Here is a 21,522-nt window from a genome sequence, read left to right on the forward strand (position 1 = left end):
TACTACCACTATCTGAGATTTACTACCACTATCTAAAAAATACTACCACTATTTTCAAAATACTACCACTAGATCTAACCCGACCTAAATCATAACTAATAAAAAGCAGGAATCCCCACCCAACGTCTTGAATTATTAAATAATGTCAATCCTACTACTACCAAGGAGGCCAAATTTATGTATGAATTAAAAACAAAAGAAAACGACGCAAGTGTCATTGAATTCATTGAAAAAGTCGACAACCTGAAAAAGAGAGAGGATGCTTACAAACTTTTAGATATTTTTACAGAAACATCTGGATACCCAGCAAAAATGTGGGGGCCAAGCATTATTGGGTTTGGTTCTTACCATTACAAATATGCCACCGGTCATGAGGGTGATGCGCCACTTGTAGGATTCTCACCTCGGAAAGCAAAAATTAGTCTATACTTCGCACCTGGGGAAACGAAGCGTGAGGAACTACTTGAAAAATTCGGCAAGCACACGACCGGAAAGGCATGTGTGTATATCAACAAAATTGCGGATATTGATGAAGAGGTCTTAAAGGAATTGATCATCCAATCCATAAAATTTCTACAAGAAACCTATCCAGCAGAATAAGTGAAACTTATATAAATACATAAAAATATTCAAATTTAGTTATCCCTCGAAATGGAGTACGATGAAAGTAACTTACCAATAAAAGAGGGATAAATATGACTTATACAATTAATGCAATTGACCATATTCAGCTTGCCGCACCAAAAGGAAGTGAGGATCAGGCTCGTCATTTCTACGCAACAATCTTAGGCTTCCAAGAAATCGAAAAGCCTGTGACGCTTCGAAAAAATGGGGGTGTTTGGTTTGCCTATGGATCTGTCCAAATCCACATTGGTATCGAGGACCCATTCTTACCCTCAAAAAAGGCGCATCCGGCTTTTGAAGTCCAAAACCTAGAAAATTTAAAACAGCATCTGCAAAACAATAACGTGAATGTAATAGATGACGGCAACCTCCCAGGTGCGACTCGCTTTTACGCGCATGATCCGTTCGGCAACCGTCTTGAATTTTTAGAGTGGAAATAGGAATGAACCACAAGCTGATTGCCCACAATATGGCTAATGTAGAAAATTGCCAATGTTGGAGGTGGTCAGTTTGCTAAAGGATACTAAAGAAGAAAGCCTTGAAATTTTTGTAAATGAGGCGCTTCGTGGAAAGCCCTACCTTGATATCGATCGCGTCATTCCTGAAGGAGTATCAGCATTTGCTGAAAAAGAAACGAAAACAAAGGATGTATAGAGGCTTTAGCCTCTTTTTTGTTTGAACAAGGTGGGGAAAAAAAAACCTAAAACAGATTTTGGTCAATAATGGTGGGTTAATTTGTATTTAATTGTAATACATTGAAGGATAACCACTAGAATTAGAGGATATTTATAGTGAATATGTAGGGGGTGAAAAGTATGAGTAAGGGAGTAGGTATCAACAACAATGATTCTACTGGAGTACAAGATAAGTCTTATTTTGACGGTGGTATTCTTCAATACATAGGTTGGACGTTATTAGGTATTTTAGTTACAGTTTGCACTCTTGGTATATGTTATCCCTGGTCTATTACTATGATATTGGGATGGAAGGCACGTCACACAGTCATTAATGGTCAAAGACTTCAATTCACAGGTTCAGCTGTAGGTCTATTTGGTAATTGGATAAAGTGGTGGTTGCTAACAATTATTACCCTTGGAATTTACTCTTTTTGGCTATTTATCGCTATGGAAAAGTGGAAAACAAAGCATACTTCATTTGCAAATTAATGAAAGTCCCTGTTCGATAGGAGCAGGGTCTTTGCTTTTTTTTATGAAAAAATACTATTTGGAAATGATGATTCTTAAAAACGGTTGAATAGATTGAAAAAGAGTTTTTCTCTCTAACAACAATTAATCCATTACAAAAATTGGCCATAAAACCCTTACTACATACAGGTTTTATGGCCAATCGTCATAGCGTCCCAGATAGGAATCGAACCTACGACCTACAGCTTAGGAGGCTGTCGCTCTATCCTACTGAGCTACTGGGACATGATATATTTGTGAACCACTATAGAAAATAATTATAGAATCAAAATGCACCAATGGTCAAGACTTATGAGCCAAATAAAAAATCCACTCTCCTTTTGGAAAATGGATTGATCATTCGTTAGGAAAAGCCACAATTGCCGTAATACCCTAAGAAAGTTTAAAACCACCACTCCTCAAAGTGGGTGTTTGCAGAAACGTTCCTGTATGTCCTTCAAGTCGCCATGGACGAAGGCCTGCCATTCCAATTTCAATGTTAAACTCCCTATTCCAGTTCAAAGGTTAAACTTTATTATGATTACGTACAATGTAGCTTGTATCTGTATACTACATGATTGAATCGATGAAATCAAATGTAAAAATAATCCAAAATGTTGAACTTTGTCATAGGATTTTTTGAATAACATGATGTGCCGCCACAGAACTTGATGAAACTGCCATCATTCAAAGGAAATAATTGAGGATTTTGTCGAAAAATATTTAGGGTACCTACACTTTTTGAATACATCCCTATATCTTGCAAGATACTAAATAAAAATGTATTTGAGGAGTTAGGAAATGAAGTCCAATAATGAACAACTTACTTCAGCAGAAATGGGAAAGCTTTGGGCGGTTTACATGGGGAACACGATGGGGATTTGCGTGCTAACCTATTATCAAAAACATTGTCAGGATCCTGATATCATGGAAATCCTTAAAAAAGCAAATAGCATCAGTAAAAATATCGTTGCGGAGATTACGAAAATTTATAATAAAGAAAATTTCCCTATTCCCATTGGACTTGATGTGAAGAAGGATGTAAACATGGATGCCCCAAGATTGTTCGCAGATGAATTTTATCTACATTATTTAAAATATACTGCAAAAGCAGGGCTGAGTCTTTATTCCACAGCGATTCCGATGATGATACGGCAAGACGTAAGAGATACAATCATTAAATTTAATTTGAATACCATCGATTTTTTAATTGAATTAAATGAAACATTGGAAAAAAAGGGATTTTTAACGAAACCACCTGCTATTCCAATCCCAAAAGAAGTGAGTTTTGTGGAAAAGCAGAGCTATCTAGCAGGATTTTTTGGTGACGTAAGACCACTACATGCACTAGAAATTGCCCACCTTCAAGATAATCTTGAAAACAATGTGGCGAGTAAGGGACTATTGATGGGATTTAGCCAAGTGGCGACTCATAAAAAGGTGAAGGAGTTTATGTTGCGCGGCAAGGACATCACAATGGATCATATTAAGGATTGTATGGCAAAGCTTCACCAAGATAATTTACCTGGTCATCCGTTACTCGATGATTTAGTGGAGGCATCGACGATTCCACCTTTCTCAGATAAGTTGATGATTTTCCATAAAATCGATATGTTCTCGATGAAAATTCGATCATATGCCAATGCGTTGTCACTAAATGGTAGACGAGACCTTGGGTTGATGTTTAGCAAATTCATTCTAGATGTTGGAAAATATGTGGAAGATGGTGCAAATATCATGGTTGATGAGGGATGGTTTGAAAAGCCACCACATGCCGTTGACAGAAATGCACTTGTCGATGATAAATAGCGGAAAAAGTCAGGCAATCACGGCCTGACTTTTTCATTTTAAGGTAATGTAATTTCGAATGGTTCAAAAAGAATCGGGTTAGGGATTGTTAAAGCTTTAAATTCTACATCTTTATTCTTCACTGCTTTAAATTCCTGCTTAAATAGGTTCCCTTTGATTCGTTTGGCAAGCAGATCTTCTTGAAAGGATAAATCCTTGCCATCCTTTGATTCTAACCATGTACGATTCCTTGTTAAGTTATCGTCAAACGGAAATTCGCTTTCCAATTCAAAATAAACGACCGTTTTATCATCAAGAAACTCTACATCCGTCACCTTAATTTTTCCTACATCGCCTTGGTCGATCGTTAATGGAGGTTTTTCGTTTAACGAAACGGATAGTTCCTCAAAAGCCCCCATCTCAGTTGGAATCTTATATGGAAGGATTGTCAGGCTTTTCGCTCCATCTTTAATTGGCGTATAAAGATAATCAAGTTTTGCAACCTCAACTCCGTCGATGGCTTCCCCATTCCCACTGCCAGTAAGACTTCGTAGAACTCGACCCTGATCATCAATCATAGCAAAGTGTAAATCCATATAAGGATCAATTTTTGTATTGTTAGGGTCTACTTTTACTTGAACAGCTAAATCTGTTCCGGCTGGGCCAATTTTTACAGACTCTACGGTCACTTCCGCATCATAAATGATGTTCGTTATGTTTGGACGAATAACTATCACTTCATTTGATTGCTTCACCGGAAATTCAAATTCCCAATTCCCAGGCACTAGGCCAACCGCATCAATAATAACCTTCATATCAAACTCTTCCGGCAATTCTTCTGTCGGCTTAATATCCATGACTATTTCATATTTAGATGGGGTAATAAATTTTCCTGTGCTACCTGCACCAAAATTAATCTCTTTCCCGTCCACCAAAATGGTTGGTCGCTCAATATCCCCAACTGCAATGAGTGACTCGTGGGTAATGCCGAATGTTAGCCGAGTTCCATCATAAAAAATTTCATTCATTGTGAGCTTCACTCCATTATCTTTTGCAGTCTGGTCAACTACTTGAGTAAGCCCACTTTTTCCGGCAATCTGTAGCCCTTCATCACCAGACTCATTGAAAAAGGTTCCGACTAAAGGAATTTCAGAAGCAACTTTTGCTAAAGTCGGTGAAAATGTAGCTGAACCTAAAAACAGGATAAATGCTGCAGCAATCGACCCGACAGTTGTTAGTATAATTTTATTGCGTCTTGGTCCTTGTTTTCGATTTTCATGGATTGTTTGTTGAATAATGCGATCAAGCTTCTCAACGGGCACATGAATGTTTTCAAGCTCTTGATTAAATTCAGGGAAATGTTTACTCATTCACAATGTCCTCCTTTAATTGATCTCGCAATAGGGCGATCCCACGGTGTATATTTGTTTTTACGGTTCCTTCTGGACAATCAAGAAATTCAGCAATTTGCTTTACCGTGAAGTCCCTGTAAAACCTTAAAACTAAAACAGTTTTATATTTTTCATCTAATCTTTTAATGGCATCCATTAAGTCGGAATCCGTTTGCTTATCTGTGTACGATGGTGTTTTGCTTTCGAGGAAATCCCGTTCCATTGGAATCACTCTTTTTTTTCTACGAAGTTGATCAATTGCTGTATTTATAAGAATTCGAGTGATCCAAGTTGAAAAATATGTATCATTTTTTAAATCCTTCAGAGAGGCGAGCGCCTTATAAACCGTTTCCTGGAACACTTCGAGTGCATCGTCCTCATTTTTCATATACAAAAATGCCATTTTATAAAGCTTTGTTTTTTCAGTATCAATTAATACTTGAAAAGCACGGTTATTTCCCTTTTTTGCCTTTGCGACCAGTTTACTTAAATTCAAAACTCTTCCTCCTTTCTTCTAATAGTTAGAGAAACTAGACATGCAAAACGTTTCAAATTTATAAAAGGATTTTGGCGGTTATTATCGAAATACATATAAATCTTATCATTTTCGAAAAAGGACTGAAGATAAAATGTCAGAAACACATTTATTTTTGTTCGGGGGAGGTCCCCCTTTTAATTCAACATTAGGGGAGAGGTTTGCGGATTTAGCTGGAAATCAGGCTACAAGGATTGCGATTTTGTTTCTTGAGCGACCAGGATGGCAAGACTATATGCCGAGCTATACAAAGGTTTTAGAAGATAATGGAGTGCATGACTTTTATTATTTTGCACTTTCGGATAACCCGAATCAGCAACAACTGGATCAGCTAGAAAAATGCACCGGGATAATAATTGGGGGTGGGGTAACCGAGTTGTACCGTGACTATATTGTCGATACTCCAGTCGGGGATATCATTCGAAAAAGATATAATGAAAGTGTCCCTGTAGCCGGTTTTTCGGCAGGTACCTTAGTCTCCTGTGAGCACTGTGTTATCTCACCAGAGGACACGATGCAACAAGAGCAGTTATATTTAAAAGGCTTAGGCTTGATTAAAAATTGTGTGATATCCGCCCATTTCTCGGAATGGGATGAAGAGGATAACCTATTAAAAGCCGTTTCTAAATTAAACGTACCTGGATATGGAATCGACGAAAACTCAGGTATTTATTTTAAAAATGGACAGTTGGTTGGGCATGAAGGAAGCGAGCCTCATTTCTATGATTAGGCATGCGGTAGGGGCAATTGTCTATAAGGATGATCAATTTTTGCTCGTACATAAAATAAAAATAAACACTCGGTCTGGTTCCGAAAAAATAACAGGTGAGTGGGATTTCATCAAGGGAGGAATTAAAGAGAGTGATGATTCACCTCGACATGCGATACTCCGTGAACTAAACGAAGAAACTGGTTCAACTGATTTTATAATTTTAAAGCAGTTCGATGAAAATATTAACTTTGAATTTCCTGAAAAAATGAAAATGAAAATAGGATTTGAGGGCCAGGAGACCACCATGTTTTTGGTTGAATTTACAGGGGATAAGGAGAATTTATCGCAATTAGATGAAGAAATTGAGGAACTTCAGTTTTTGGCAAAAAATGAGGTTATAGGAAAGCTCACTCATGAAGATACCCGTAGCTTTTTTATGAAAAATCTGTCCCAACTAAGCACAAAATGACAGGATGGAAAATCGTCTGGCAGATAGAATGAAGGTAAGGAGTGAGGGAAATGAGTTGGCTAGAATCATTACAAAACGCAATTGATTATATGGAGGACCATTTGCTTGAAGATGTGTCAATAGAGGAAATTGCAGGGCATGCGAATGCGTCCCCGTTTCATTTTCAACGCATATTTTCGATTTTAACAGACATCACAGTGGGTGATTACCTCCGTCGTCGCAGGTTAACACTTGCAGCTGAAGAATTATCGAAAACAGAAACAAAGATAATTGATCTAGCCTATAAATATGGCTACGACACTCCCGAGGCGTTCACAAAAGCCTTTCGGAAACAGCATGGCGTAACGCCAAGCGAAGTCCGAAAGGGGATTGGAAGGCTGCAATCATATAGCCGCCTGGTCATACAGGTGAGTTTGAAAGGAGCAGAACCAGTGAAATATCGTATCGTTGAGAAGGAAGGATTTAAAGCAGTTGGAGTGAAGCGTAATTACTCATGCGTGAATGATGAGCATCTCCGTAGTATTCCGAAGTTATGGGAAGAAGTGAATTCTGACGGAACCTGTGATGCATTGATCCCACTGATGAATGGCGAAATTAATGGGATTTTAGGAGTCTGTGTGAGTGGTTCGAAATCGAGGGCAATCGACTATTGGGTAGCGGTGGAAAACGTAGATGGTGAACTAGGAAAGTTTGACGTTTTAGACGTTCCTGCATCAAAATGGGCCGTATTTGAAGTACATGGTGCAATGCCAGACGCGATGCAGATCGCATGGAAAAAAATCTACTCAGAGTGGTTTCCATCAAGCGGATATGAGTATGCCGGAACAGCTGAATTCGAAATGTATCCAGACGGTGACGCATATAAACCCAATTATTACTCAGAAATTTGGATACCGGTGAAGTAAAGTGTTGGGCCCCAGGGAGATTCCTTGGGGCTTTGTTAGTTTGATTAGTTAGGGGTATTTTCATTAGTGGAAGTATTTTTAGGATAGTGGCCGTATTTCTGAAATAGTGGTAGTAAATCGGTGATTAGTGGCAGTATTTTTAATATAGTGACAGTAACCAAATAGTTAGAGTCCATCAAGTTTTATTTTTTACTGAAAACATGGACAATTGTTTGCCAATTATCAAAAATACGGCTAATTAATTAGCTTTTCAGTCAATAATTTGAATCGATGTCCGATAAGAAACTTGGTCTATGGTGTTTATTTTGAATCTATGGGTTTTAACGTGGTCCCTATGATTTTTAATCCAAATTTATGGTCTTTATTTCAAATCTATGGTCTTTAGCCCAATCCCAAGCAAGTCTATTGTCCAAAGATATATTTGGTTAGACAGAAAATTTGAAAAATATATAATGGAAATAGCGAATTAAAAAAAGTGAGGTGACTTCATGGATCTTCATTATCAAGAATACGGCGATACGACAGCGCCTCTGATGGTTTTCTTGCATGGCGGCGGAGTGAGTAGCTGGATGTGGGATAAGCAGGTCCACTATTTCAGCCAATACCATTGCCTCGCTCCAGAACTACCTGGTCATGGGAAAAGCGCCACTATTCCTTTTTCAATCAAAGACAGTGCAGAAAGAGTAATAACATTAATCGAAGAAAAATCAAAAGGTAAGAAAGTAATCCTAGTAGGATTCTCCTTAGGTGCTCAAATTATCGTGCAGCTTCTAAGCATGAAACCCGATTTGGTCGATATAGCAATCATAAATAGTGTTCTAGTTAGACCGATGACTTATGCTAGAAAATGGATTCAACCAACTATTAAACTATCAGCTCCACTTATTAAGAAAAAATGGTTTGCCAAACTTCAAGCAAAAACCTTATATGTCGGTGACGATTATTTCGATAAATATTATAATGAAAGCTCCCAAATGACAGCCGACACTCTTACCCGTGTATTAGAGGAGAACATGTCATTCTCGATCCCAGCCAATTTTAAAAACGCAAGCGCAAAAATATTAGTTACAGTTGGTGAACAAGAAAAATCGATTATGAAAAAGTCAGCCAATGATCTCGTAAAAGCAAATCAAAATTCCAGAGGTATCCTCATTCCAAACACGGGCCACGGGGTATCGATGGCAATGCCGGACTATTTCAATCGAATGGTAGAAACATGGATAAATGAAGAGGAAGTGCCGAAAGATTGTCAATTGGTCGCACCAATACCAGAGGTGACAGTGGGAAAATAAAAATGTGGGGGCTAAAATGAATATCTCAATGTATATAGGGGTTATTTTAGCAATAGGACTTATTCGCTGGGAGCAAAAGAGGTTGCAACTGAAAACCTTTCTAATGGAAGTTGTTTTTATGTGCATTTTTATTACCATTTTTCAGTTAGTCGTGATTATTATAAAGAATAAACTAAATATCAGGTCTGTTGATTTCTTGCCAGAAAGTTTAGAAGTATGGGTAGGAGGCATTATTATCTTTGCGTTTGCTTGTTATTTATCTTTCCGGGGTTGGCGAAAAAAAGGTGCCAGCAATTCTGATGAATAGTTATACATAGTCCGCGTTGATCGTTTATGGTCAACGCTTTTTTATGCATTTCCGAAAAAAGCAGCGGCAACATCACTAAATATGAAGGATTTACACCAGACTTATCGAAATGTAAATTAATACTAATTTTATAGGGAGGTAGACAAAATGAACAAACCACTTTTTAAGGGGATGGAGGGTGTTTTTATTCCGGTTAGGGACCCCGAATTGTCAGCGAAATGGTATGAAGAAATACTTGGTTTTAAACCTATTTACATTGAAGAAGAAGCGGCTGTTATGAAGATTGGGGAACAGTCCCAAACGGTAGTGTGTCTAGTAAAAACTTTAAATCATCAACCTATGAAATTCCCAGAAAATAATTTTGGGGTGGGGAAATATTATAATTTTATTCCTTCGGATATAGAAGAAGCCCACAAACAATTAATCCAAAAAAAGGTAAAGGTAAACCCGATAGGTGGGGAAGGTAACACCAAATTTTTTACGTTCTTTGACCCAGATGATAATCCTTTAGGGGTTTGCCAATAGAATTATTTTTTATGTTTGGTAAAAGCACAAAGAATTGGGAGGGAAAATGATGGATTGTAAAAAGCTTAAGAAGGTCTTTAGAGTGGTTGGTTTAAAAGGAAGTGGAGCTTTTGTCGATTACGGTGTAGAAGTACCAAAACTTGCACAGCAATTATTAGCTCGAAAATATGAGATTAAGAATCATACCGATATTGAAATAGCCCTTTTTGAGCCTAAAAGAGATAACAATCATCTAGAGGGATATTTTTATGTAGGGTTAATTGTTAATGACAATCTGACTGAAGTTCCTTTTGGAATGGAGTACATCGAAAAAGAACAAGAATATGCATCAATTAGGGGAGGTATAAATAATCTTACCAACCTCCACCAGCATTTAAAGAACTGGATAGATGAACAAGGCTATAAAAGAAATCTTGAGTCTTATATTATTGAAACTTATCATCCAATGTTGAGTGGAGAGGAAGAAGTAGAGATTTATTTACCGATTCATATTTAGAATCGATATTAATGAATAAATAGTAACACTTCATTAATAGGGAGCAACACGTATTTTTGTAAAAATATATGTGCACCGGAAGGATTAGTCGAATAGGAAGGTACCCAGATAAATTTGAAATAGGGGTGAATAGAGTGCATGATAGTACAATGAAGAATATGACTATTAAAGAGCTTGATGAATTAAAGTTAGTAGGTTTTCGAGTTTTATGCTCCGGTGAACAATATATAGTGGAAATACCTAAAGCATCAATACGTTTAAGCGAGCGTGTAAGCGAAATAAAAAATATTGTCAATCCACTCCATCAAGTTGGAGCATTTGTAGTTGATAATGAAACTAGTGATGAAGATGGTTATTGGATTTGTGTGGAAGTAAAAGAATTTGAAGATATTCCAACTGATATGGTGACTCTAACAGTACCACCTCAAAGATATGCTGTTACGAGGCATAAAGGTCACAATGAAAAAATTACAGACACATATAATCAATTACATAAATGGATTGAAGAGAAAAACTATTTAAGATTAAAAAACAATTGGCATTTAGAAATGTTGTATGAATGGAAGGATGCAAAAACAGTAGATATAGAGCTGTTTGACACTATAAAGTAAAATTCTTTTATAACCAAACAAAAGTAGAATAAGGCCTAGATAAACCTTTTAAGGAGTAAAAATGACATGGTTTAGGTGAAGTTATTGGTAATAATTGTAATGTTAATTTAAAAGATTTCTTTAACACAATTTCAAATACATTTAGCTATAGGAACTGTCTAAACGAAAATACCAAACTTCTTAGAAAAATAGGTCGTATGTTAGAGTAAATTAGCTACTAGGAGGATGGTTATGGTATATATCGCCCTACTACGAGGTATTAATGTGGGTGGAAAAAATAAAATCGACATGAAATTACTTAAACAAACCTTTGAACAAGTCGGGATGAATAATGTGGTGACGTACATCAATACAGGTAATATCATTTTTTCAAAAAATGACACATCAAAGGCTGAACTATCACGTATTTTGGAAGATGTGATACAAAATGATTTTGGATTGCAAATTAAAGTAATAGTACGTAGTGTTGAAGATGTCAGAGGAATCATCAACGCTATTCCAGAAATATGGAAAAATGACAATGAAATGAAAAGTGATGTTATGTTTTTATGGGATGAAATTGATGATGAATCTGTACTTGAGAATCTCGTCATTAAACCAAATATTGATACAGTGAAATATGTACCTGGTGCGATTCTATGGTCAGTTGATAAGAAAAATGTATCTAAAAGTGGAATGTCTAAGATTATTGGATCAAAGATATACAAACAAATCACGGTAAGAAATGTCAATACTACTCGAAAGATATACGAACTCATGCAAACTCAAGACAGATAGTTCTTTTGAGGTTAACTATTAGGAAAATAGAAAGATTAGAGGAATCTTTATGGGAGAACAAGAAAAATTAAAGATTTTTGATGAAAATAGAAACCAAATAGGGGTTGCTTCTAGAAGTGATGTACATAGGATTGGACATTGGCATGAAGCATTTCATTGCTGGTTCATCAGCAATGAGCAAGGAACAGATTATATATACTTACAGCTTCGTAGTAAAAATAAAAAAGACTATCCGGATCTATTAGATATTACTGCAGCTGGACATTTATTAGCTAATGAAACAGTTCAGGATGGAGTAAGGGAAATAAAAGAAGAAATCGGAATAGATGTAGCTTTTGAGGATTTAGTTCAGTTGGATGTTATTGAATATTGTGTTGTTAAGGAAAATTTTATTGATAAGGAGTTTGCGAACGTTTTTTTATATAAAAGCGAGCATACCTTTAATGACTTTACACTTCAAGTAGAAGAAGTTTCAGGAATTGTAAAAGCCCAATTTACCGATTTTGCTCAACTTTGGTTTGGTGAAAGGGACGAAATTGAAATTAGTGGATTTGAGGTAAAGTCTGATGGAAGTATGTTACTAATTGAGAAAAATGTAAACAAAGACAAATTCGTACCACATCAAACTTTTTATTATAAACAAGTTATTAAAAAGATAAAAGAACAGATTAACTAAAGCTTTCTTTTGTTTCGATTACACGAAAAAATAAGACCCTTCGATTTAGTAAAAATCAAGGGTCTAAAAAATATTTAATTATGCGCCTTTTCTAGAGCTAGTTTTATACCAAAACCAATCAGTATGGTACCTGTGACTCCTTCAATAATGTTTTGTGTTTTAGGTTTTTTCATAAAAGCACTTATCTGGTTAATTAAATAGACATAAAGTATAAACCATACGGCAGTTAATACAGTATAGGTGATACCCATTATTAGAAATGGTAAAAAGGTATTGCTTCCATGGTCAACGAATTGAGGCAGAAAGGTTAAGAAAAAGACAGCAACCTTGGGATTTAGGATGTTTGTAAGGAAACCTTGTTTAAAACATGATGTGTTTGCAAATTGGCTTTTTGTGTTCATCTCAATGCTTGCTGCTATTTCCTTTTTCTTCAAACCCCATAAAGTTTTAACACCTAGATAAATTAGGTAAACAGCACCAACGTACTTGAAGACAGAAAATAATAATGCTGACTTCACAATGATTGCTGAGAGTCCTAATACAGCGGCAGAAGTATGAATAATAAGGGCACAACAGGTTCCCGAAGCCGTTTTAAGCCCCCCGATTTTCCCAACGGTGACAGTATTTTTAGTAGCAATTGCAGTGTCCGGGCCGGGTAAAATGATGAGAAAAATACACATAAGAACAAAAACATAAAAGTTCTCCATTTTATTATCACCTTTCTGGTTATGATAGATTCCGAAATTGATATTCTTACATTGTATTATATTTTAATCGTGTTATTAATTGAACATTAACTTTTTTAATCGTGTTAGTACTAACCTCATGCAAAAAACAAGGTCCGTCCTGTTTATTCAAGACAAACCTTGCATTATCCCCGTTGTTTTTTATTCTTCGCAATGGATTGTTTAATCAACGCCTTGCTACACATGATAATCCCGGTCAGAAATGCCGTAATGGTGTAACCGAAGGGTAGGTAAAAAAAGCAAAAAAGCGTTGAAAAAAACAACCAAATCAGCCAAAAGGCTAACTCCTTATTCATGGAGAATTGACTTTCTCTGCGTTAAGAATATGATCACTGATCACTTTTGCAAGGGCCTCAACGGTATTTTTTAATTCCTTCAAATCGTTATCTACTCCACCGACCTCGATTAGAATGGAATTTTTCGCTAAATCTTGATTATACACGCCGTTCCCTTGATCCAGTCCCTTTGCAATCACGCCCCTGCTGATTCCCGGAAAATGCGATACGATTGATTTGTTAAGGGATTCTGCTAATGCATAACTTTGATCAAAATTGCTACTCGCTTTACCGACGACAAAAAATACTCTTGCATACGGCTTGTTGTTGATGGTGACCGTTGAACCATCTTTCCGAACACTGTCACGGTGAATGTCGATTAAAAAGTCGATATCAGAGTCACTGGCCATTGCAGATTGGACGATTCCACGTGATACCGCATAAGATTGGGTGGTTCCCCAGCCTTTTTTCTTTAATTCCTGTCCAATGTTAGTTGTATCAACAACTGTGCCAATTCCATATTTTTCAAGTTCCTTACCGAGAAGTTCGCCGACAAGTGTGATGTTTGTTTTAGAATCAACCGCCTTATCCTTATCGGGGTCGCCTGTTAGTCCTAGAAGAGGCAAGAAGGATTCAAAACTATGTGAGTGATAAACGAACACCTTTTTATCGGTTGTTGGATTCACAGGCGGTGTCTTCGGATCATCTTTATTGAGTTCTTCCAATTCCTTTTGAGCCATTTCCCTTTCCTGAAGTAAATCATCTAAAGGAGGGGCTGATTCGAATGGAAGGGTGGTGAAATCTGTGCCCTCTCCGGAAATCAGAATTTCAGTATGGTACATCGATAATCCAGGTAGTTCTTTACCAAAAAAGCTTCGTAAATCACCGTAGTTAAATTGAAGGGTTGATTCTATTAAGATTTTGGTGAAAGATTCTTGCTCCTCATTTACAGATTGTCCAAAATAGGCATTCTCAAATTCAAGCAACTGAACAAAAAACTCCGTCGGAAATGTTTGAATGTTAATATCGAATTGTCGAAAATTAATCCAATCATTTTTGATAGAGGATATGCTTGAAGCAGCCGCAAAACAAATGAATACCGTTAAGATAAACGTAAAGGCAATCCTAGTAAGAAACACCTGCCTGTATTCAGAACTTTTCATGATATCCGTCCTTTATTCCTTTTGGACATATATATATGAAAAATGGTATTAAATTAGAATGCAAATTTAAAAAAGCATGGCGAACCATGCTTAGTCTATGTACCGCTAGCTAAATTTCAATTGAGCTCGTAATTCTAATGTCCTTCACCATTTCCGAAATTACTACCCGTCACATCTGCCATGTTTTCGATCGCAATCAAGGCAGTTGGGTCAATTTCATGTGCAATTTCCCTTAGTGTCGAAAGTTCAATCCGGCTAACAATTGTATAAATAATTTTTTTAGGTTCATTTGTGTAGGCACCTTCACCATGAATAAAGGTAACCCCACGTCCCATAACCTTATTCAACTCATTCGCAAGCTCATCAGGCGAATCTGAAATAATCGTTACTGATTTTAATTCTTCGATACCTTCAACCACAATATCAATCATTTTAAAGGCAATGTAATAGGTAATTATCGAGTACATGGCCGTTTCCCAGCTGAATACGAGCAAGGCTGCTAGGATAAAAATAAACACGTTCATGATCATAACAGTTTGTCCAACCGACACTGGTCGTTTCTTGCTTACAATGATGGCCAAAATTTCAGTACCATCCAATGCACCACCGGTCCTGATGACCAATCCGACACCTGTTCCTAAAATAACTGCACCAATCACCGTAGCTAAAAACAAATCATCTGTTACTGGTTCAAAATGATGCAAATAAGCAGTAAATGCTGATAATACTAAAACACCAAACAACGTATGTAATGTAAACTTTGCTCCCATTTTCCGGTATCCAAGAAAAAGGAATGGGATATTTAATACAATAAGAAAGATACTCATCGGAACACCAAATATCTTCGACGCAATGATAGAAAGACCAATAACCCCACCATCCAAAATATTATTTGGTACTAAAAATAGTTCCAAGCCAAAGCCCGCAATAAGAGCCCCGATGGTAATAATAATGAGTTGTTTAATTTCTGTTAGCACACGTTTTTTCTTTGTTTTTACCACTAAAACCAAGCCTTTCAATTTAAAGATAGAAATTCCTTTTTAATATTACCATATTTTATATGTTTGCTTACAATTTTGAAGGGAATTAATACCTTAATGTGGAAAATAGAATAAGGATGAGTTATGTAAAGGGGTGATTTTAATGGCAAGAATAGTCGGAGTTGAGATTAGTAGCCAAGAACCTGAAAAAGCGGTTCAATTCTATTCAACCGTTTTTGGATGGGAAATAGGAGATCCAAATTGGGGATTTTGGCCCGTTAAGAGCACGAACCAGTGGAAATTCAGGGGGGTATTAGCAAAGGACCACATGATTACCCGCATGGAACAAGGATTCAAATTGAAGTTGATTCCATTGACGATACAATCGAAAAAGTAGTAGATAATGGAGCTATGATAGTCCGCGAAAAGATGGAGTTTGATGAGTTTTACTTGTCATATTTAGTCGATCCAACTGGAGTGGGGTTTGGACTTGTTGAGAGAAAATAAGATCTCTTTGGAAGTTTTATGTGCCGCAATATAAAAGAATATTGGGCACATTTCATTGTTTTTCATTCCTACTAAAATAGGGACCAAATAAACCAGTTTCGTGGGTAATATGAAATATCAATATTAATACTCCTCATTCTTCGTCGGAATAAGTGACACTAGGAATATAGTTGTCGTTCTTGTTATATAAAGGTGGAAAGCCTTGAAACCCCTTGTGCTTATGCAACTTCCATAATAATACTAGAAACATAATCTCCATGATAAAACCTAAAGGGATCGTAAAGAATAGGTACGCTAATTTAGCGTTGCTAGAAAGATTCATCGCAAATGTATGTGACAGCGAGATAGGAAGCATGACGGTCATGTAAATTTTAAACGTTTTTGAGCATCTTCGTATCAAATATTTATCCCCGATTGGCGTAACAACTTCCATGATTAAACGAAAAACAAAAAACACCAAAATCAATTTTGAAATTTCAAGGATAAATGTATATATATCCAAAAGAGCAATGTTTACAAATGATCCGAATTCATTCACATTTGCATTTTGTTGTAAAAACACAGTCGGAATACTAATAATCATAAGCCCAATCAAAAGCTTTTTTAGCTTGCTCCCAATTCGATTTTCTGGTGTTAATGCCGCAATTCCTGAATAAATCAAATAATAGCCGACTGGATCAGGCAAAATATCGATGACAAACAAATGAATTTCTAAAAGAATAAAAATAAATCCCCAGAACATACGTTTAAAATGAATATTCATCAACTTTCACCATCCTTCTTGGCGATAATTCGATTTATGGCCTCTTGGTCTAAATTGGGATGATCAATAGTGGGAATCTCATTTACAAACTCTTCATCTGACTCTGTTTTACCAATCAGTTTTATGCTGAATTGGAAATAGCTCTCACGTGTTGGATTAAATTGCATCATAACCGGCATTCCTTCATTTTGTTCCAACTTAAAGGGAAGTATGTCATTAGTTAGTAAAACGCCAGGTCGAGCGTTCCACTCTGCATCACGCTTTGCGTTAAACCAAACTGGACGGCTACCACCAGTCATGTGTTTATTCAACTCGCGTAATTTTTCTTGACCCAGATTCACTTTTACCAGGATATCGTCGGATATTTCCTCGGCAAAAGGAATCTCCACTTTCTCAATCGTGATTGGCTGTATAGCTACCATCGATTGCTCTGCAAAATGCTGATTGCTTCCATAACTCATTCGGCTCTCTAGGACATCGGGAGTTTCAGATCTTTTCTTAAGAATGACTTCGCCGATATCAGCCTGAACCGTTATACCATTTGAAAAATGAACCTCTATATCCGAAAACGATAAAGGACCTTCACCCTCATACTCACCCGGTATTGTAAGATGAAGTGCTTTTAAATAATGGTGAGTGTATTCATTTTCGAATTGAGGTACCGCTTGTGATTCCCACATAAAAAAGTTGTTGTTTGAAGCGGGATAAGCTTCGACTCCATCAATCATTACATAGTTCACCGTGGATGTGTCTGACTTGTTTGTTAAGTAATAAAATGTAAGTGTCGTCTCTTCTTCTTTATACATAGTAAGTTCATAATAATGATCCAAAAATATTGGGGCATCCAACTGCTTCGATTGAAAATACATAAAATTTCCGATAAAGCTAAGGATGATGATTAGTATACTCACCCAAAATATTTTACCTTTCAAATAAACCCCCCCATTCTAAAAATCTCTAACCCTATTTTACCATCTGTGGATGGAAAGTTATTTATTAATTACAAGTTTATTGAAAACATGTAAATGATGTAAGGTCGTATATTTCTAACGAAAGATTTAAATGGTATAATTGGAAATAATAAACAAAAGAGGATGATACCATTGGCAACGGAGGATTCGAAAGCAAAAGTTGCAATAAATCCGGAGTTTTTACCCTTTTTGAAAGGAAAAAATTCAATAGATGAAGATGTTAATTTATCATTAGCTATTTATTTGTTTACCGCAAAACAACTTACATTAACAAGAGCCGCGGAACTGTGTGTTAACAGTTTATCCGATTTTATACGGATCCTAATTGACCATAATATTCATTGGGCTGAATACACGGAGGAACAAAAACAGACAGATGATGAAAACATTGAATTTCTTGTTAATGAAAGAAAAAACGATTAATTAAACTAAAAAACTACTCATAAAACCTCATGAATCTAGCAACTTAAAGTGTCTTCATTAATAATCCTCTTTTTCTAACAATCTCAAAGTTCAATAAAATAAATAATCAATTAGGGGGAGAGTCATTTGTATTACGATAGCGTAAATTGGGGCATTAGTACACTATTATTCTTGTGGGTCACTTTTCTTATTTTTCAAAGGTTTGGCTATAACCGACCCCCAAAGAGCAATCCATGGAAAAAGGATATAATTCTAACGTTCATTCAAGCCTTAGTCATCACGCTGTTGCTTCCGTTTATAGGGATGTTGTTTAAATACATATTGGGATGGGAATAGGGTCATTTTCTTCGGAGAGTGGCTTCTATTTTTGTGATAATTCTTTTTTTGAAATAGTGCGATAATTTTGAGGCGATATCGTCTAATGTTATAGAAGGTAAAATAAATCAGGGAGAAAATTTGAATATGAGAGATAAAGAGATCATTTCAGATTGGTTCCATCAATATAGCGATGATATCTACAATTTCCTGTTGTATCGATTAGGAAAAGCCGATGTTGAGGATTTGGTCCAGGAGGTTTTTATAAGGGCTATGAAGGGACTTTTTGCATTTAAAGGGGATTCGAATCCAAGGACGTGGCTCTACAGTATAGCCAGGAACATCGCGATTGATGAAATCAGAAGGAGAAATCGAAATAAATGGAGAACAATACTGTCTTTCGATTCCAGTCACGAGCCGAGAACGGACAAAACACCGGAAGAAGTTCTTCATTTATCAGAAGAGAACAGAGTGATTTACGAAGCGATACAATCTTTAAAGTCAAACTATCGAGACGTGATTGTTTTAAGGGGAATAAAAGGGTTTACTGTTCAAGAAACGGCTGAAATTTTGCAATGGAGCGAAAATAAAACGCGGTCAACCTATCATCGTGCCAAAGCTGCATTGCAGCAGCGGGTAGGAGGTGCTACTTATGAATAATCACTTGGATAATCAACTTCGGTCAATGCCAACAGCAAGACTAGGTTTTGAAGATAAAACAAGGATGCACGAAACATTAATGAACTACGAGGAACATCGACTTCAAAAAACGTGGAAAAAAATGAAGTGGACGCTACCAACTATTAGCGGTTTAGCAGTAGTTGCTCTATTAGCCTTTTTAATTTGGACCTTGCCACAAAATATATTTTCGCACCAGGCGTTTTTAGCGGAGGAGCAGATTGCACAAATAACGGAAATTCAAGAAATTGAGAGAAAGATTAAACTTCCAACTTATGCACCTTTTGAAGTTCATGAGGTTGAATTCCTTCAACAATATCTAGGACCTAAAGATTTTAATAATGGGGAAGGGGAACCAACACCACTCGAACCTATAGATCCAAAACTTTATGTCCAAACCATTATTTATCTATCAAATGAGAAACCGTTTAAAGGGATTCACCTTATCCTTGCAGATAGCATTAAAGAAGAAGTCGCTACAAAAGAATATGAACCTATTGAGTTGAATAATGGAATCAAAGCATATTATATGTTTAATGGTAATGCCCAAATGATGTTTTGGTCTGATAATGGTGTTAATTATCATTTGAATGTAATAGTCGAAAACAAAGATAAAACAAGCTTCAGGGAAGAACCAATTTCGAGAGAAGAAATTATTAAAATCGCAGAGTCGTTTAGGGACTATAAAAAATAGGATCTTAAAAAGGGGGATACCTAAATTGTATTTACTTTTAATGGTCTTGTATGCAATTGGTATTGGTGCGGTAGGGTGTGCATTATTAATGTTAATGGTACAAAAGGATAGGAAAAAGGCACTTGTAATTGGAATAGTGGGACTCCTTATAATCATAGGGGCAATGCTATCCAATAAGCTTCGTCCTTCCTATGAAAAAGAAAGTTCGATTTTGGTTGAAGAAAAAGCTGTTACAAATGAAAAAAATAGTGATGGACTTTACGTATGCAAAGTTAATGATCCATATACAATGTTCCAGTATTTTGACGAAAGTAAGGAAAAAACAGAAGAATTTTGTTCGCAGTTTAAAACAGGTGAAAGGTATGATATCAAATACGGCTTTAAATCGGGGACGTATACTATTTTAGAGGTGAAATAAAAAGAAGAATTAAAAAAGGCGCTTGGAATCAAGCCAAATCCCGTTAAAATGGTGTTAATGAAAGTCATATAATCTGCTTGACCCTCTACATTCGGTGAGAGCTACGTTTCGGAATTTATTAGACTGGTTGCTTTTCACCTTATTTTCCTCCAAATATTTTTTGAACTTGACCCTCAAACCAAGATGAGCCCACCCGAATCATGTAGTGAAAGGTTTGGTGGGATACATGAACGAACATGCTATTAAGTTTAGTTATGATGAAATCGACCAACTTATTGAAGCGATGGATAAGGATGTTTGGAAAGATATAAAATGGAAATTTGTTACTGAAGAAGAAATGGAATCATTATTAAGTACCCCCTAAGGCGGAGGCCATAGGGGCTTATTTATGTTTTCATTAATCCTGTACCCAATCTAGATCTTCGTTAATGATTAGATTGTAAAGCCAATTTTCACCCACTTATCTGATAATGCTCACCGTTAATCTGAATATGGTCTTCGTTCAAAAAAATCATGGAAGACTCGTTTTCAAAGTGAAAACTAATGTTCATCTCGTGCAATGTAAAATTAAAATAATGCGAATTTATAAGAGCCATATCTGAAGGTTCAGCTATCAATTTATTTATGAATACTTCATCGCTAATTGTGGTTTTTAAGTAAATGTCCTCGTTGTTCTCAGTTTCCTTAGGCCATAAAATAGTAATTTTCTTTGTTTGTTTATCTTCTAATAGCTTCCTTATTTCCTCACCATAAGTAGTTTGCGAGATTATGTCATTTACATAAAAAACAACAAAGGCAGAAATGGCCCCTACAACCATTAGTAAAAGGGATAACCGATACCTTTTTCCTTCTACATACTTCCATTCCATGAATGCCTGAAATCCCCAAAATGTAATTAGAAATACAATGAGTAGCCATTTAAGTTGATTCATATTCTCTATAACAAAAAATAGATAAGCGCTACCAAAAAATAGGAGTACGATTAGGAGGCCACCTACGCGGAATTTCACACCACCGTCTGATTCAGTGACATTGTACCCGGGTTCTAATCGTTTTCCTATTAAACTATCAATCATTGACAAAGTTAAGAAGAGTAACAATAAAATAAAAAACCATCAAAACCCTCCCAAATCACTGCCCAAAGTCTTTTTTTTATTATACTGATTATTAGAAAAATATACCAGTTATAGTCAGTCCAAAGCGTAATTTTTGTACAAACTCCGCTAACATGTCAAAATGAAATAGAAAAAGGTAAAAATACTAAGTAGCGCATACAAAAACTGTACGAAATGAGTTC

Annotated in this window: 28 protein-coding genes, 1 tRNA gene, 1 other RNA gene and 1 pseudogene; 21 read left to right on the top strand and 10 right to left on the bottom strand. The window is 36.2% G+C overall.

Annotated features, from left to right (window positions below; all coding sequences use genetic code 11):
• The first annotated feature begins 177 nt into the window (after positions 1-177).
• From V7147_RS07630 to V7147_RS07645, 4 genes are all read left to right on the top strand, one after another.
• Positions 178-600: a DUF1801 domain-containing protein gene (locus V7147_RS07630; RefSeq protein WP_335367253.1), complete on the top strand. Its 423-nt coding sequence runs from the start codon at positions 178-180 to the stop codon at positions 598-600.
• Positions 601-695: 95 nt separating this feature from the next.
• Positions 696-1,064, top strand: coding sequence for a VOC family protein (locus tag V7147_RS07635; RefSeq protein WP_335367254.1), 369 nt, complete (start codon positions 696-698; stop codon positions 1,062-1,064).
• Between the two features lie 70 nt (positions 1,065-1,134).
• Complete coding sequence (locus tag V7147_RS07640; RefSeq protein ID WP_335367255.1) at positions 1,135-1,278, top strand: hypothetical protein; 144 nt, start codon at positions 1,135-1,137, stop codon at positions 1,276-1,278.
• Between the two features lie 161 nt (positions 1,279-1,439).
• The gene (locus tag V7147_RS07645) at positions 1,440-1,790 is read left to right on the top strand and encodes a DUF898 family protein (protein ID WP_335367256.1); all 351 of its coding nucleotides are present in this window, start codon (positions 1,440-1,442) and stop codon (positions 1,788-1,790) included.
• A 190-nt stretch (positions 1,791-1,980) separates the two neighbouring features.
• Here the strand turns inward: V7147_RS07645 and V7147_RS07650 are convergent.
• Positions 1,981-2,054, bottom strand: a tRNA-Arg gene (locus V7147_RS07650).
• Between the two features lie 121 nt (positions 2,055-2,175).
• A non-coding RNA gene (gene ssrS, locus V7147_RS07655) (6S RNA) lies at positions 2,176-2,370 on the bottom strand.
• Positions 2,371-2,609: 239 nt separating this feature from the next.
• Here ssrS and V7147_RS07660 point away from each other — a divergent pair.
• Positions 2,610-3,617, top strand: coding sequence for a DUF3231 family protein (locus tag V7147_RS07660; protein ID WP_335367257.1), 1,008 nt, complete (start codon positions 2,610-2,612; stop codon positions 3,615-3,617).
• 38 nt (positions 3,618-3,655) lie between these two features.
• Here the strand turns inward: V7147_RS07660 and V7147_RS07665 are convergent, their stop codons facing one another.
• The gene (locus V7147_RS07665) at positions 3,656-4,966 is read right to left on the bottom strand and encodes a DUF4179 domain-containing protein (RefSeq protein ID WP_335367258.1); all 1,311 of its coding nucleotides are present in this window, start codon (positions 4,964-4,966) and stop codon (positions 3,656-3,658) included.
• Positions 4,959-5,483, bottom strand: coding sequence for a sigma-70 family RNA polymerase sigma factor (locus tag V7147_RS07670; RefSeq protein ID WP_335367259.1), 525 nt, complete (start codon positions 5,481-5,483; stop codon positions 4,959-4,961). Before V7147_RS07670 ends, V7147_RS07665 begins: the two co-directional genes overlap by 8 nt.
• A gap of 133 nt (positions 5,484-5,616) precedes the next feature.
• Here V7147_RS07670 and V7147_RS07675 point away from each other — a divergent pair, with 133 nt between their 5' ends.
• The 10 genes from V7147_RS07675 to V7147_RS07720 all read left to right on the top strand — a co-directional run bounded on the left by V7147_RS07675 (position 5,617) and on the right by V7147_RS07720 (position 12,292).
• Entirely contained in the window at positions 5,617-6,252 is a 636-nt protein-coding gene (locus V7147_RS07675; protein ID WP_335367260.1) for a Type 1 glutamine amidotransferase-like domain-containing protein, read from the top strand.
• The gene (locus V7147_RS07680) at positions 6,245-6,703 is read left to right on the top strand and encodes an NUDIX hydrolase (protein WP_335367261.1); all 459 of its coding nucleotides are present in this window, start codon (positions 6,245-6,247) and stop codon (positions 6,701-6,703) included. The genes V7147_RS07675 and V7147_RS07680 overlap by 8 nt, the downstream gene beginning before the upstream one ends.
• 50 nt (positions 6,704-6,753) lie before the next feature.
• Complete coding sequence (locus V7147_RS07685; protein WP_335367262.1) at positions 6,754-7,608, top strand: AraC family transcriptional regulator; 855 nt, start codon at positions 6,754-6,756, stop codon at positions 7,606-7,608.
• Positions 7,609-8,096: 488 nt separating this feature from the next.
• Positions 8,097-8,900, top strand: coding sequence for an alpha/beta fold hydrolase (locus V7147_RS07690; RefSeq protein ID WP_335367263.1), 804 nt, complete (start codon positions 8,097-8,099; stop codon positions 8,898-8,900).
• A 16-nt stretch (positions 8,901-8,916) separates the two neighbouring features.
• Positions 8,917-9,207: a hypothetical protein gene (locus V7147_RS07695; RefSeq protein ID WP_335367264.1), complete on the top strand. Its 291-nt coding sequence runs from the start codon at positions 8,917-8,919 to the stop codon at positions 9,205-9,207.
• 147 nt (positions 9,208-9,354) lie between these two features.
• Positions 9,355-9,732, top strand: coding sequence for a VOC family protein (locus tag V7147_RS07700; RefSeq protein WP_335367265.1), 378 nt, complete (start codon positions 9,355-9,357; stop codon positions 9,730-9,732).
• 49 nt (positions 9,733-9,781) lie between these two features.
• Positions 9,782-10,228, top strand: coding sequence for a GyrI-like domain-containing protein (locus V7147_RS07705; RefSeq protein ID WP_335367266.1), 447 nt, complete (start codon positions 9,782-9,784; stop codon positions 10,226-10,228).
• A 134-nt stretch (positions 10,229-10,362) separates the two neighbouring features.
• A complete protein-coding gene (locus tag V7147_RS07710; protein ID WP_335367267.1) occupies positions 10,363-10,839 on the top strand; it encodes a GyrI-like domain-containing protein in 477 nt (158 codons plus the stop codon).
• Between the two features lie 231 nt (positions 10,840-11,070).
• The gene (locus V7147_RS07715; protein WP_335367268.1) at positions 11,071-11,616 is read left to right on the top strand and encodes a DUF1697 domain-containing protein; all 546 of its coding nucleotides are present in this window, start codon (positions 11,071-11,073) and stop codon (positions 11,614-11,616) included.
• A gap of 49 nt (positions 11,617-11,665) precedes the next feature.
• The gene (locus tag V7147_RS07720) at positions 11,666-12,292 is read left to right on the top strand and encodes an NUDIX hydrolase (protein ID WP_335367269.1); all 627 of its coding nucleotides are present in this window, start codon (positions 11,666-11,668) and stop codon (positions 12,290-12,292) included.
• 74 nt (positions 12,293-12,366) lie between these two features.
• On the opposite strand, the gene V7147_RS07725 is transcribed toward V7147_RS07720, so the two are convergent.
• The 3 genes from V7147_RS07725 to V7147_RS07735 form a co-directional block, all read right to left on the bottom strand.
• Positions 12,367-12,999 (bottom strand): LysE family translocator, encoded by a 633-nt coding sequence (locus V7147_RS07725; protein ID WP_335367270.1) that lies wholly within the window; start codon positions 12,997-12,999, stop codon positions 12,367-12,369.
• Positions 13,000-13,330: 331 nt separating this feature from the next.
• The gene (gene spoIIP, locus V7147_RS07730) at positions 13,331-14,476 is read right to left on the bottom strand and encodes a stage II sporulation protein P (RefSeq protein WP_335367271.1); all 1,146 of its coding nucleotides are present in this window, start codon (positions 14,474-14,476) and stop codon (positions 13,331-13,333) included.
• A 134-nt stretch (positions 14,477-14,610) separates the two neighbouring features.
• Positions 14,611-15,477 (bottom strand): YitT family protein, encoded by an 867-nt coding sequence (locus V7147_RS07735; RefSeq protein WP_335367272.1) that lies wholly within the window; start codon positions 15,475-15,477, stop codon positions 14,611-14,613.
• A gap of 142 nt (positions 15,478-15,619) precedes the next feature.
• Here V7147_RS07735 and V7147_RS07740 point away from each other — a divergent pair.
• Positions 15,620-15,963, top strand: a pseudogene (locus V7147_RS07740) (VOC family protein).
• Positions 15,964-16,096: 133 nt separating this feature from the next.
• Here V7147_RS07740 and V7147_RS07745 read toward each other — a convergent pair.
• On the bottom strand, positions 16,097-16,726 hold the full coding sequence (locus tag V7147_RS07745) for a hypothetical protein (RefSeq protein WP_335367273.1): 630 nt from the start codon (positions 16,724-16,726) through the stop codon (positions 16,097-16,099).
• Positions 16,726-17,658, bottom strand: a complete 933-nt coding sequence (locus V7147_RS07750) for a hypothetical protein (RefSeq protein WP_335367274.1) — start codon at positions 17,656-17,658, stop codon at positions 16,726-16,728. Before V7147_RS07750 ends, V7147_RS07745 begins: the two co-directional genes overlap by 1 nt.
• Before the next feature lie 171 nt (positions 17,659-17,829).
• On the opposite strand from V7147_RS07750, the gene V7147_RS07755 reads away from it, so the two are divergent.
• From V7147_RS07755 to V7147_RS07775, 5 genes are all read left to right on the top strand, one after another.
• Entirely contained in the window at positions 17,830-18,120 is a 291-nt protein-coding gene (locus V7147_RS07755; RefSeq protein ID WP_438824566.1) for a UPF0175 family protein, read from the top strand.
• 462 nt (positions 18,121-18,582) lie between these two features.
• Positions 18,583-19,095, top strand: coding sequence for an RNA polymerase sigma factor (locus V7147_RS07760; RefSeq protein ID WP_335367276.1), 513 nt, complete (start codon positions 18,583-18,585; stop codon positions 19,093-19,095).
• Positions 19,088-19,807: a hypothetical protein gene (locus V7147_RS07765; RefSeq protein ID WP_335367277.1), complete on the top strand. Its 720-nt coding sequence runs from the start codon at positions 19,088-19,090 to the stop codon at positions 19,805-19,807. The genes V7147_RS07760 and V7147_RS07765 overlap by 8 nt, the downstream gene beginning before the upstream one ends.
• 25 nt (positions 19,808-19,832) lie before the next feature.
• Positions 19,833-20,225 carry a hypothetical protein gene (locus tag V7147_RS07770; protein WP_335367278.1) on the top strand — a complete coding sequence of 131 codons (393 nt, stop codon included), beginning with the start codon at positions 19,833-19,835 and terminating at the stop codon, positions 20,223-20,225.
• Positions 20,226-20,451: 226 nt separating this feature from the next.
• Positions 20,452-20,589, top strand: a complete 138-nt coding sequence (locus tag V7147_RS07775; RefSeq protein ID WP_335367279.1) for a hypothetical protein — start codon at positions 20,452-20,454, stop codon at positions 20,587-20,589.
• Between the two features lie 88 nt (positions 20,590-20,677).
• Here the strand turns inward: V7147_RS07775 and V7147_RS07780 are convergent, their stop codons facing one another.
• Complete coding sequence (locus tag V7147_RS07780; RefSeq protein WP_335367295.1) at positions 20,678-21,301, bottom strand: DUF4181 domain-containing protein; 624 nt, start codon at positions 21,299-21,301, stop codon at positions 20,678-20,680.
• Between the last annotated feature and the right edge of the window lie 221 nt (positions 21,302-21,522).

The organism is Bacillus sp. JJ1521 (assembly GCF_036965165.1).
Taxonomy (GTDB): domain Bacteria; phylum Bacillota; class Bacilli; order Bacillales; family Bacillaceae_L; genus Ferdinandcohnia.

Bases quoted from the DNA above. Each gene is read 5' to 3' on its own strand.
- V7147_RS07765 (WP_335367277.1), top strand. From the start codon at position 19,088: ATGAATAATCACTTGGATAATCAACTTCGGTCAATGCCAACAGCAAGA.
- V7147_RS07675 (WP_335367260.1), top strand. From the start codon at position 5,617: ATGTCAGAAACACATTTATTTTTGTTCGGGGGAGGTCCCCCTTTTAAT.
- V7147_RS07725 (WP_335367270.1), bottom strand. From the start codon at position 12,999: ATGGAGAACTTTTATGTTTTTGTTCTTATGTGTATTTTTCTCATCATT.
- V7147_RS07775 (WP_335367279.1), top strand. From the start codon at position 20,452: ATGAACGAACATGCTATTAAGTTTAGTTATGATGAAATCGACCAACTT.
- V7147_RS07780 (WP_335367295.1), bottom strand. From the start codon at position 21,301: ATGATTGATAGTTTAATAGGAAAACGATTAGAACCCGGGTACAATGTC.
- V7147_RS07745 (WP_335367273.1), bottom strand. From the start codon at position 16,726: ATGAATATTCATTTTAAACGTATGTTCTGGGGATTTATTTTTATTCTT.
- V7147_RS07760 (WP_335367276.1), top strand. From the start codon at position 18,583: ATGAGAGATAAAGAGATCATTTCAGATTGGTTCCATCAATATAGCGAT.
- V7147_RS07705 (WP_335367266.1), top strand. From the start codon at position 9,782: ATGGATTGTAAAAAGCTTAAGAAGGTCTTTAGAGTGGTTGGTTTAAAA.
- V7147_RS07690 (WP_335367263.1), top strand. From the start codon at position 8,097: ATGGATCTTCATTATCAAGAATACGGCGATACGACAGCGCCTCTGATG.
- V7147_RS07700 (WP_335367265.1), top strand. From the start codon at position 9,355: ATGAACAAACCACTTTTTAAGGGGATGGAGGGTGTTTTTATTCCGGTT.
- V7147_RS07635 (WP_335367254.1), top strand. From the start codon at position 696: ATGACTTATACAATTAATGCAATTGACCATATTCAGCTTGCCGCACCA.
- V7147_RS07660 (WP_335367257.1), top strand. From the start codon at position 2,610: ATGAAGTCCAATAATGAACAACTTACTTCAGCAGAAATGGGAAAGCTT.
- V7147_RS07680 (WP_335367261.1), top strand. From the start codon at position 6,245: ATGATTAGGCATGCGGTAGGGGCAATTGTCTATAAGGATGATCAATTT.
- V7147_RS07715 (WP_335367268.1), top strand. From the start codon at position 11,071: ATGGTATATATCGCCCTACTACGAGGTATTAATGTGGGTGGAAAAAAT.
- V7147_RS07720 (WP_335367269.1), top strand. From the start codon at position 11,666: ATGGGAGAACAAGAAAAATTAAAGATTTTTGATGAAAATAGAAACCAA.
- V7147_RS07665 (WP_335367258.1), bottom strand. From the start codon at position 4,966: ATGAGTAAACATTTCCCTGAATTTAATCAAGAGCTTGAAAACATTCAT.
- V7147_RS07645 (WP_335367256.1), top strand. From the start codon at position 1,440: ATGAGTAAGGGAGTAGGTATCAACAACAATGATTCTACTGGAGTACAA.
- V7147_RS07695 (WP_335367264.1), top strand. From the start codon at position 8,917: ATGAATATCTCAATGTATATAGGGGTTATTTTAGCAATAGGACTTATT.
- spoIIP (WP_335367271.1), bottom strand. From the start codon at position 14,476: ATGAAAAGTTCTGAATACAGGCAGGTGTTTCTTACTAGGATTGCCTTT.
- V7147_RS07685 (WP_335367262.1), top strand. From the start codon at position 6,754: ATGAGTTGGCTAGAATCATTACAAAACGCAATTGATTATATGGAGGAC.
- V7147_RS07630 (WP_335367253.1), top strand. From the start codon at position 178: ATGTATGAATTAAAAACAAAAGAAAACGACGCAAGTGTCATTGAATTC.